The organism is Nostoc sp. (assembly GCF_036917535.1).
Taxonomy (GTDB): Bacteria; Cyanobacteriota; Cyanobacteriia; order Cyanobacteriales; family Nostocaceae; genus Nostoc.
Genome location: NZ_JBALDA010000079.1, coordinates 1 through 6398 on the forward strand (window position 1 = coordinate 1; position 6398 = coordinate 6398).

6 protein-coding genes and 1 pseudogene are annotated in these 6398 nt (G+C 42.9%); 4 read left to right on the forward strand and 3 right to left on the reverse strand.

The features are described 5' to 3' along the window. Positions 1 to 7 precede the first annotated feature (7 nt). Positions 8 to 97: pseudogene (locus V7K56_RS25350) on the forward strand (carboxylating nicotinate-nucleotide diphosphorylase); the annotation flags it as partial. Between the two features lie 59 nt (positions 98 to 156). Here the strand turns inward: V7K56_RS25350 and V7K56_RS25355 are convergent. Next, positions 157 to 875, reverse strand: a protein-coding gene (locus V7K56_RS25355; RefSeq protein ID WP_334914802.1) for an IS1 family transposase whose coding sequence is annotated in 2 segments (ribosomal slippage) — positions 157 to 554 and positions 554 to 875 — 720 coding nt in all. Because the reading frame shifts where the segments join, the coding sequence is not laid out codon by codon here. Between the two features lie 195 nt (positions 876 to 1070). Then, the gene (gene uvrA, locus V7K56_RS25360) at positions 1071 to 3953 is read right to left on the reverse strand and encodes an excinuclease ABC subunit UvrA (RefSeq protein ID WP_334914804.1); all 2883 of its coding nucleotides are present in this window, start codon (positions 3951 to 3953) and stop codon (positions 1071 to 1073) included. Positions 3954 to 4135: 182 nt separating this feature from the next. Here uvrA and V7K56_RS25365 point away from each other — a divergent pair, with 182 nt between their 5' ends. From V7K56_RS25365 to V7K56_RS25375, 3 genes are all read left to right on the forward strand, one after another. Continuing rightward, positions 4136 to 4861, forward strand: coding sequence for a Uma2 family endonuclease (locus V7K56_RS25365; protein ID WP_334914806.1), 726 nt, complete (start codon positions 4136 to 4138; stop codon positions 4859 to 4861). A 63-nt stretch (positions 4862 to 4924) separates the two neighbouring features. Continuing rightward, positions 4925 to 5674 carry a Uma2 family endonuclease gene (locus tag V7K56_RS25370; protein ID WP_334914808.1) on the forward strand — a complete coding sequence of 250 codons (750 nt, stop codon included), beginning with the start codon at positions 4925 to 4927 and terminating at the stop codon, positions 5672 to 5674. A 74-nt stretch (positions 5675 to 5748) separates the two neighbouring features. Further along, the gene (locus V7K56_RS25375) at positions 5749 to 5979 is read left to right on the forward strand and encodes a hypothetical protein (protein WP_334914810.1); all 231 of its coding nucleotides are present in this window, start codon (positions 5749 to 5751) and stop codon (positions 5977 to 5979) included. Between the two features lie 101 nt (positions 5980 to 6080). Here the strand turns inward: V7K56_RS25375 and V7K56_RS25380 are convergent. After that, positions 6081 to 6398: WD40 repeat domain-containing protein (locus tag V7K56_RS25380; protein ID WP_334914811.1), on the reverse strand; the 318-nt coding region annotated here is incomplete at its 5' end.

The window sequence follows — 6398 nt, forward strand, 5'->3', positions numbered from 1 at the left end:
TAAAGTTGTGAGCAATTCTGGTGTTTTGCCGCCCTGGCTGGTTTTAGATCCACTCTTGCGTGGCTGGTTGGTGGAGGATATTGGTCGAGGCGATCGCTTTCCTACCGCGTAAATTATTTATAGACCAATTCTGGCGTTGCTGAATCAAAATATGAATCATGCGATCGCTTCAAACTTGCGGGCGCATAGCGCCCGCAGTGCCACAGAGCCATAGTGAAGATAATGTATTACTAACCGAATTGAGTATTTCAGCATTTGTTCGGTTTTAGAGTAACAAAAAGTTTTACGATGTAGTCGAGCCAGATAATGTCTTAAACGGCTATTTTCACCTTCTACTCTTGTCATATAGGTCTTACTAACTATGTGGTCTTTATTGCTAATGAAACAAGGATACACAGGATAGCCATCTGTGACGTAGAAATAAGATTGCCAACACTTGATCATCATCCACAAATGTTTAAATGTTTCCGAACTTCTATCGCCCAAAACCCAAGCTATAATTCCCGCAACACTGTGATTTACTACTGTCCACAACCAAATTTTGTTTTTTTTGAACCGACAAAGGTTTCGAGTTCATCAACTTCGGTAACTTCTGGTATTTCACTTCTATAAGGTGTATCTGGTAGAGTACTACCGAGTTGCTTCACCCAATTTATAACAGTAGTATGATGTACTTTTTTAACTCTTTCTATGGCCCGGAAACCAGAGTCATTTACGTACATTTCTAAGCACTCACTTTTAATATCTTCCGTGTAACCTTTCCGATCATAAGATTCGATAAACTGACGTTTACAGTCTACACACATGTAATTTTGCTTACCACGCTGCCGCCCATTCTTACGAATGTGGGATAATGTACATCTTGGGCATTTCATAGCGATCACTCTAATTCATATTTCTATTCTGCAACGCCCCAATTCTTTTGCGTTTCAGTCTGACAGATGCTATCCAATGCTCTGTTGTTTTTTACCCACATGTTGTTTTTTACCCAGATTTGCCTGTCTGTTTCTCTGTCAATATATTATTATTGGCTCTTGTCAATCTTTGCATCTATATCTGAGACAAAAACTCTACTTTCTCATCGCCGGATATTGTTTTAATACCTGCTGTAAATATTGCCCAGTATAAGACCTGGGATTTTTTGCTACTTCCTCTGGTGTACCCACAGCAATTAATTCTCCGCCTTTGTCGCCACCTTCTGGTCCCAAATCTATCACCCAGTCAGAACAACGAATTACATCTAAGTTGTGTTCAATTACTAAAATTGAATTGCCTTTATCCACCAATCGTTGCAACACATCTAACAATTTGTGGACATCGTAAAAAGATAACCCTGTTGTAGGTTCATCTATTAAATAAAGTGTCTTACCTGTGGCACGTCGAGATAGTTCTGTTGCTAATTTTACCCGTTGCGCTTCCCCACCAGATAAGGTAGTTGCAGGTTGTCCTAGTTGGACATAACCCAACCCGACATCAAATAAAGTTTGCAAACGCGCGATCGCTTTGGGAATATTCTGAAAAAAGTCTAAACTTTCTTCAACTGTCATTCTCAAAACATCAGAAATAGACTTATCTTTGTACTTCACCTGCAAAGTTTCGCGGTTGTATCTTGCACCTTTACAGATTTCGCATTGCACGTAAACATCTGGAAGAAAGTTCATTTCAATAACATTCACACCCTGTCCGCTACAAGCTTCGCAACGTCCGCCTTTAACGTTGAAAGAAAATTGTCCAGGTTTGTAACCCCTAGCTTTGGCTTCTACTGTTTGGGAAAATACATCCCGAATGGCATCGAAAATTCCTGTATAAGTCGCAGGGTTAGAACGTGGTGTGCGTCCAATTGGGGATTGATCGATAACGATCGCTTTATCAATCGCGTTTAATCCCTGAATTTTATCTAAATGCTTGGGTAAGGGAACTTTCTTAGTTAAATGGTGTTGCAAAGATGGGTATAGTAATTCGTTAATTAGGGTAGATTTGCCAGAACCAGACACACCAGTGATGGAGACGAGTTTACCTAATGGAATTTCTACATCTATATTTCTTAAATTGTTGCGATGGGCATTTTTAATTCCCAAACTGCGCCCATTTCCTTCTCGGCGTTCTGCTGGTGTGGTAATTACTCGTCTTCCTGATAAATATGCACCTGTCAAGGAATCTTCTGCTGCTAATAATGCCTGAAAATCACCTTGGGCGATAATATTTCCGCCGTGAATTCCTGCACCAGGACCAATATCAACTATGTGGTTGGCTGCACGAATTGTTTCTTCATCATGCTCAACGACAATTAATGTATTACCCAAATCGCGCAATTTTGTTAAGGTTTTAAGCAACCTGCTATTATCTCGTTGATGCAAACCAATACTCGGTTCATCTAAAACGTAGAGAACTCCTGTTAAACCAGAACCAATTTGCGTTGCTAGACGAATTCGTTGGGCTTCGCCACCAGAAAGGGTCATGGCGGGACGGTCAAGGGTGAGGTAATCTAAACCTACATCTAACAAAAATTGCAATCTAGCTTTGATTTCTCGGAGGACTAAATCAGCAATTTGTAACTGGCGATCGCTTAACTTCAATTGCTCAATTCTCTCTCGACAATCTCGAATCGATACGCCAGTTAATTCTAAAATTCTATATTGTCCCAACTTCACCGCTAAGGCTTCCGGTTTTAACCGTTTTCCCTGACAAACTTCACACGGTTGATCGATTAAATACTGCTCTAATTTTTGTTTAACTAATTCCGAACCACCCTCATATTGTCGTTGCAAAATTGGAATAGCACCTTTAAAACTTTGGGTTTTTTGTGCTTTTGTGCTTCCTTCTTTCTCTCCATATAGAATAATTTGCTGCTGTTCTTCTGTTAGCTTGCTCCAATTTGTTTGTAATTCAAACCCATGAGCTTGCCCTATACTATAAAGTAATTCCAAATAATAAGAATTATCTTTTTCTGACCAAGGCGCGATCGCAGCATAAACTGGCGCTTCCCAGTCGGGTACGATTAAGTCTGGTGCAAATCTTCTTAAAGTTCCGATTCCATGACAGTGCGGACAAGCACCATAAGGTGAATTAAAGGAGAATAATCGCGGCGATAGTTCTTCCATTACCGCGCCATGTTCTGGACAAGCAAAGTTTTCTGAAAATACTAATTCTTCGTCATTTGTCGTTTGTTCTTCGTGATTACTAATGACAATGGTCGCAATCCCACTTGATTGTTTGAGACACGTAGACAGGGAATCAACCAAACGCTCTTGAATATCAGCCTTTTTCACCAAGCGGTCAATTACCACTTCGATGGTGTGGGTAAAATTTTTATCCAATTCAATGGAATCTGACAGGTCGCGGATCTCGCCATTGATCCGCACGCGGACAAAACCTTGGGATGCCAGACTTGACAAAAGCTTTCGGTGTGTGCCTTTTTTTCCCCGGACAACAGGTGCAAGAATTTGGAAGCGGGTGCGGTCTGGTAATTCCATAATCCGATCGCACATCTCATCGATTGTCTGGGGTGCAATACAGCGATCGCATATCGGACAATGGGGTTCGCCAGCTCGACCAAACAACAGCCGTAAATAGTCATAAATCTCCGTCACCGTACCAACAGTGGAACGGGGGTTATGAGAGGTTGACTTTTGGTCAATGGAAATTGCTGGACTTAAGCCTTCAATCGCCTCCACATCCGGCTTATCCAGTTGTCCGAGAAATTGCCTTGCGTAGGCGCTGAGGGATTCCACATAGCGGCGTTGTCCTTCAGCGAAAATGGTATCAAATGCCAGGGAAGACTTACCAGAACCAGAAACGCCAGTAAATACGATTAGGCGATCGCGTGGCAATTCCAAGTCAATATTTTTCAGATTATGCTGCCTAGCACCCCGAATCCGAATAGTATTCTGGCTGTTGTGGCTGGGGTACGGAAGATGTCCATTCAAGGATGCTGCTAGCTGTTGGTCTGACATATTGGGCGGCGAAGAAGGAGTTTCTTATGAAACAGTCCTTAATAATACTATCTTTAATCAGTTTATAGTAGAACAATCGTACTGTTTTAGTTAGTTGTCATTTCAGATTCATGGCGCAGACATCCTTAAGAGTCTGCTAATTTGGAAGCATCCCGATTAAATATCTTTCTGAGGGTGAAGCTATGGTATGGCAAATCCAACCACCGACCCAGCCAGAGGTCATCTACCCAGATAGTGACGGACAACCAGTGGCTAATAATACCATACAGTTTGGCTGGATTGTAGAAATTAAGCAGAATTTAGACTGGCTATTTGCCGACGATCCAAATGTTTTTGTCGCGGGGGATTTATTTTGGTATCCGGTAGAGGGACGCAACACAATTGTTAACGCCCCAGATGTGATGGTGGTATTGGGTAGACCAAAGGGCGATCGCTTGTGCTACCAACAATGGAAAGAAGAGGGAGTTGCACCGCAAGTGGTATTTGAAATTCTTTCTCCCAGCAACACTCAAACTGAAATGGATAAGAAATTACTTTTCTATGATCGCTATGCCGTGGAAGAGTACTACATTTACGATCCTGATCGTAATAATTTGCATGGATGGTTGCGTGGTGAAGATGGGTTAGATGTCATCCCCCAAATGGAAGATTGGGTGAGTCCTCGATTAAAAATTCGGTTTACTCCATTACCAGAGGGTTTGCAGTTATATCGCCCTGACGGAGAACGGTTTTTAACTTATACAGAAATTTCTCGCAACGCTGAACAAGAACGGCAACGAGCAGAACAGGCAGAACAAGCCAGAAGAGATGCTATACCCCGATTATTGCAAATGAATTTGAGTATCGAACAGATTGCCCAAGCTTTGGGATTGTCAGTGGAAGAAGTGCGAATCCTTGCTCAGGAGTAACGCCGTGTGCAATTTTTTAATCAGGCTATTAGAAATTGAAGTTGTACTTGAGATATTCTGATTATGCTAGCCAATGCAGCCACCCATCAAGTTACTTGGGAAAAGTTACCTGATGATTTTGTTTTAGACAACGAACCAGTGGATAACATTAATCAGCCACTCTTAGCTGCTGCTTTAACAGAAAGCTTGGAACTTGCTGGCAGATTACCCACTGATGCTTTAACCATCACTAACTACGGTATCTGCGCCACCTTGAATAATCGATTTGTGGTCAAAGCACCAGATTGGGGTTATGTATCATCTATTCGAGTCTCACGAGAAGAAGTGAAGCGCAGTTATACGCCACAACTCCAAGGTGATATTCCCGTAATTGTGATGGAATTTCTCTCAGATACCGAAGGTGGAGAATATTCGAGTAAACCGACCTATCCCCCTGGTAAATGGTTTTATTATGAGCAGATTTTACAAGTGCCGAACTATGCCATTTTTGAACCAGATAGCGGAGTGTTAGAAGTTTATCGGCGAGATGATTTCGGACATTATGAACTGCAAACACCAGATGCAAATAATCGTCACTGGATTGCCGAAATGAATTTGTTTTTAGGCGTATGGCAAGGAAGCCGAGAAAACCGCACAGGTTATTGGTTGCGTTGGTGGGATGATAACGGCGAATTATTACTGTGGGGTTTGGAGTTAACAGCAAAAGAACGGCAAGAGAAAAACGCTGCTCAACAGCTTGCAGAACAAGAACGCCAGCGTGCAGAGAGATTGGCCGCTCAGTTAAGAGCGCTGGGAGTAGAACCGGAGGTTTAACCCGGAAGTTCGACCTTTTTGCTCGGCCATTCGTGTTCAGAACTCGGAAGTTCGACCTTTTTGCTCGACCGTTGGTGTTCAGAACTCGGAAGTTCGACCTTTTTGCTCGACCGTTGGTGTTCGGAACTCAGAAGTTCGACCTTTTTACTCGGTCATTGGTGTTCGGAACTCGAAACGCCAAGTTCAGAACTGCGATGCCTGCGGCGGGCTACGCCTACGCATCTCTAATTTACCAAGCGATGTCTACGACGGGCTACGCCTACGCCTTTGGCTCTACATTTAAACTGAGCATTACAGCAGTCTAGTACAGCTCGACGTAAATCAAGCTACCATTTTAAACAAGTAAAAGCCTTGATATACAAAACTTTTGACTTTTGACTTCCGCCTTGCGGTACTAGCCCCCTGATCACTTCTTGTTGCAAAGCTGCCTATCGCTATCACTCAAATTAGGCGCATAAATTAAATAGTTATGCAACCACCGACAACCCCGTGCTAATAATTGCTCCAAGCTTTCCACATTCCACGCATAAATAGACACAACTCGCGTTGTTTTGTCAACTGAGGCGCTGAGGATGTGCTGCCCATCGCGGCTAAAACTGGCACTAATGACCCTACCTTCATCCCCTTGGAACTTGGCAATTTCCTTGCCCTGTAAGTCCCACAGCCGCGCTGTCTTGTCATATGAGGCGGTGAGGATGCGCTGCCCATCCCGGCTAAAACTGGC